3 protein-coding genes and 1 pseudogene are annotated in these 4,258 nt (G+C 63.5%); all 4 read left to right on the top strand.

Going from position 1 to position 4,258, the window contains the following annotated elements; translation table 11 throughout:
* A pseudogene (locus tag Q0693_RS00075) lies at positions 1 to 142 on the top strand (integrase core domain-containing protein); the annotation flags it as partial.
* Positions 143 to 203: 61 nt separating this feature from the next.
* Positions 204 to 1,187, top strand: coding sequence for a TAXI family TRAP transporter solute-binding subunit (locus Q0693_RS00070; protein ID WP_298627973.1), 984 nt, complete (start codon positions 204 to 206; stop codon positions 1,185 to 1,187).
* A 61-nt stretch (positions 1,188 to 1,248) separates the two neighbouring features.
* Positions 1,249 to 3,363: a TRAP transporter fused permease subunit gene (locus Q0693_RS00065; RefSeq protein ID WP_298627970.1), complete on the top strand. Its 2,115-nt coding sequence runs from the start codon at positions 1,249 to 1,251 to the stop codon at positions 3,361 to 3,363.
* A gap of 29 nt (positions 3,364 to 3,392) precedes the next feature.
* The coding region (locus tag Q0693_RS00060; protein WP_298627967.1) for a TAXI family TRAP transporter solute-binding subunit at positions 3,393 to 4,258 on the top strand (866 nt) is incomplete at its 3' end.

The raw sequence follows: 4,258 nt of genomic DNA, 5'->3' as shown, positions 1-4,258 counted from the left end.
GGGAGCTTGACGCCTACCTGGACCACTACAACCGCCGGCGACCCCACCGGGCCTTGGGGGGCCTGGCCCCTTTAGAGTACCTGGCTAGAATACGGGGGGAGGCGGTCCCCACAGAGTCTCAAATGTGTTGACCGACTACATCACCTTGACAGGCGGAGGGCACTGGGGTAGGTTAGGGGCGCAAAAGCAGACGGGAGGTGACCATGAAGAGAATCCTTATCCTCATCGTCCTGGTAGTCCTAGGACTGGCCCTAGCCCAGAAACCCAAGGTGGTGATCGGCACGGGCAGCACCGGAGGGGTCTTCTTCTACTACGGTACCGCCCTGGCCGACATCCTGAACAAAGCGGGGGTGGCGGAGGCCCAGCCGGTGCAGACCGGCGGCTCCTACGACAACCTCCAGCTCCTGCGGGACCGCACCTCGGGCACCACCTATTACTGCGCCCTCACCACCACCGACTCCGCCTATGTGGCCTACACCGGGGAGGAGCCCCGCTTCAAGGACCGCCCCGCCAAGAGCCAACGGGTGCTCTTTTACATGTATCCTTCCTTCATCCACATCGTGACCACGGAAAAAAGTGGCATCAAGGTGGTGCAAGACCTTAGGGGCAAGCGGGTCTCCACCGGCCAGCCGGGCTCCAGCACGGAAAACCTGGCCCTTCTGGTCCTCCAGGGGGCCGGGGTCAAGCCGGAAACCTTCGCCAAGCGGGAGCGCCTGCCGGTGGCGGAAGGGGCCAAGGCCCTGGCCGAGGGCACCCTGGACGCCTTCTTCTGGGTGGGGGGTGTGCCCACCAGCTCCATCGTGGAGCTCTCCCAAACCCTGGCCCGCAAGGGGGACCGGATCTACCTGATCCCCATTGACCCCAAGAGCACCACCGCCCAGGTGGCCATGAAGAAGTTCCCGGGCTTGGTGGATCCTTACAAGGTGCCCAAAAACGTATACAACACCCGCACCGATGTGCCCGGGCTGGCCACGGGCAACATCGTGGTGTGCCCGGATAGCCTTCCCGCGGAAGCCGGCTACGCCATCATGAAGGCGGTCTTTGAGAACCTGGATACCCTGCGCACCGCCGTGGCCGCCGCCAAGGACACCAGCCTCGAGGCCACCGCCAAGCTCTACGGCAAACTCCCTATCCCCTTCCACCCGGGAGCCGAGCGGTACCTGAAGGAAAAAGGCCTCATCAAGTAGGCCATGAAACCGCCCGGGTGCCCTGGAAGCCTCCAGGCCCCGGGCTTTTTTGGAGGAAGCCATGGAGCTGGAACACCCCCAAACCCCAGCCACCCCTTTATCCCGGTTCACCCACTGGATCCTGATCCTTGGAGCCCTTTATAGCCTCTATCTAGTCCTCCACCCCTTCACCCCCTTAGCCCGGGCGGAGATACCCATCCTGGACATCGTTCAGCTCCAGCGAAGCACCCACGTCCTCTTCCTCCTTTTGGGAGGCTATCTGGTTTCCTTCTACCTTCCCCGGAAGCGCACCTTTGGTTCTTGGGTTTTTTTCCTTTTCACCCTCATCCCCCTTTACAACTTCCTCGTCCCCAGCGTCCCCGGGCTAAACCTGCCCTGGGAGGCTAAGGCGGTGGGCCTCCTCTACTGGGCAGTGGCGGCCTTGCCCGCCCTCCTCCCTGGTCTAAAGCGGCCCGCAGACCTCCTGGCCGTCCTCCTGGCCCTCTTTCCCACCCTCTACCAGCTCCGCTTCTTTGAGGAGCTGGTGTATCGGGCCGTGCTTCCCGAACCCTGGGACATGGCCATGTCCTTCGGGCTCATCATGCTGGTCCTGGGCCTCGTCTACCGCCTTCTGGGCCCGGTGATGCCGGTTCTGGTCCTCTTCTTTTTCAGCTACAACCTCTACGCCGACCTCTTCCCCGGGGCCTTCAGGGGGAGCCGCCAAGGGATAGACCTCCTCCTGGGCAAGACCTATAACGAAACCGAGGCCGGCATCTACGGCCTCATCACCGGGGTTTCCGCCAAGTACCTGGTCTACTTCACCCTGCTTTCCGGCATGATCGGGGCCTTGGGTCTGGGAAAGGTGGTGGCCAACCTGGCCTTAGCCCTGGTGGGCAAGCACCCCGCCACCCCGGGGCGGGTCACGGGGTTGGCCAGCGTGTTCATGGGCATGTTCTCCGGATCGGGCGCCGCCGATACCCAGTTCGTGGCCGCCCTTACCAAACCCCTCTATGAAAGGGCCGGCTATGACCGCCTGGTGGCGGCGGGCTTGGTGGCCACCGCCGGCACCATCGCCCTCATCACTCCCCCGGTCATGGGCTCCATCGCCTTCATCATGGTGGAGATCCTCCAGATCCCCTACCTGAAGGTGATCGTCATGGCCTTGGGGCCAGCCCTGCTTTACCTGACCGCCGTTTTGGCCTTCAACGAGTTCTATTCCCGCAAGGCGGGCCTGCCTCCGGTGGGCGCTGAGCTGGGCATGAGCCGCAGGGCCTACGCCCTGCGCTATAGCATCCTCTTCTTGCCCATTCTCCTCATCATCGCCATGCTCTACCTGGGCTACGAGGTGCGCACCGCCGCCAGCCTGGCCCTCCTCTTCTTCATCCTCTTGACCTACCTGGACCCCACCCTGAGGCCCAAGGGGATAGCCCCCATCTTCCAAGGGCTAGCGGATGGCTTCCGCACCCTACTTCCCATCGGCACCGCGGTGACCGCCGCCAACCTCATCTTCGCCATGATGGTGATAAGCGGCCTTCCCTCCAAGTTCAGCCAGCTTTTGCAACAGGTCTCCGGGGAAAGCCTGCTTCTCGCCACCCTCATCACCGCCATCTTCAGCCTGGTGCTGGGCATGGGGGTACCCCCCACGGCCACCTACGTGCTCACCTCGGCCCTCACCGCCCCCGCCATCATCGCCCTGGCTAAGCAAAACGGCATCCCCGACTCCGCCGCCCTCCTCGCCACCCACATGTTCCTCTTCTACTATGCGGTCCTGGCGGATGTAACCCCGCCCGTGGCCCTCTCCGCCTACGCGGCCAGCAGCGTCTTCGGCACCAACCCCCTGATCACCGGGGTCTACGCCGCCCGGGTAGCCCTTTCCAAGTACCTGGTGGGGTTTTTCTTCCTCCTCTCCTACTCGGGCACCGCGCTGCTCATCATCCCTGTTCTGGAAAACTCCCCCCCAGGGGAGGCGTGGCCTTTGGTTCTGGAGCGCTTCCTCTCTGTAGCCGCAGGCATCGTCTACCTGTCTGCCTCCGCAGCGGGTTACACCCGCAGGCCCTTGAAGCGCTGGGAGGCCTGGGCTTTGGGCATTCTGGCCGTATTGCTCTTTGTGCCCTACGGGCTTCTCAACCTGGTGGCCTTCCTCCTGGGGCTTCCCTTCTTCCGCAAAGGGTTGACGGGAGCGCGCAAAGAGGCTTAGCGTAAGACCGAAGGCAAGGAGGTAGAACGATGAAAAGAGTTCTCTTGGTCCTTTTGGCCTTGGCGGGCCTGGCCCTGGCCCAAAAACCCAAGGTGGTGGTGGCCACAGGCGGCGTGGGGGGCGTGTACTTCTACTATGGCACCACCCTGGCGGAGATCTGGAACAAGGCCGGGGTGGCCGAGGCCCAGGCCATCCAGACGGCAGCCTCCATCGACAATCTGCTTCTTTTGGAAAACCGCACCGGCGGAGGAACCTACTACTGCGCCACCGTGTTGCCGGACTCCGCTTATCTGGCCTACACCGGGCAGCACGACCGCTTTAAGGACAAACCCGCGAAAAACGTCCGCATCCTCTTCGCCATGTACCCCAACTTTTTGCACATCGTCACCCGCGAAGGCACCGGCATCCGGGTGGTGCAGGACCTAAAGGGCAAGCGGGTATCCACCGGGGCTCCGGGCTCGGGGACCGAGGTGGAGGCCCTACTGGTCCTGCAGGCGGCGGGGCTATCCCCCAAGGACTTCGCCAAGCAGGAACGCCTAGGGGCCCAGGAGAGTGCGAACGCCCTCTCTGAGGGCAACATCGACGCCTTCTTCTGGTCGGGGGGCCTGCCCACGGGGGCCATCACCGAGCTTGCGGCCTCCTTGGCCCGGAAAGGGCAACGAATCCACCTGGTGCCCCTAGACCCCAAGAGCACGGTGGTGCAGACCTTCGGGAGGCGCTTCCCTGGTCTTGCCGGATCCGGGGTGATCTCCAAGGCCATCTATGGTACCCGGGCTGACACCCCCACCCTCACCTTCTGGAACCTCCTCGTCTGTCCGCAAAGCCTGCCTGAGGAGGCTGCGTATGCCCTTACCAAAGCCACCTTTGAAAACCTGGCCACCCTGCGCCAGGCGGT

The sequence above is a fragment of the uncultured Thermus sp. genome, from assembly GCF_938010445.1.
GTDB lineage: Bacteria > Deinococcota > Deinococci > Deinococcales > Thermaceae > Thermus > Thermus altitudinis.
The sequence above is the reverse complement of the archived record's forward strand: the minus strand, read 5'-3'. Positions and strand labels throughout refer to the sequence as shown.

What these genes read in the sequence shown, in the direction of transcription:
- Q0693_RS00070 (WP_298627973.1), top strand. Translation starts at nt 204, where the DNA reads ATGAAGAGAATCCTTATCCTCATCGTCCTGGTAGTCCTAGGACTGGCC.
- Q0693_RS00065 (WP_298627970.1), top strand. Translation starts at nt 1,249, where the DNA reads ATGGAGCTGGAACACCCCCAAACCCCAGCCACCCCTTTATCCCGGTTC.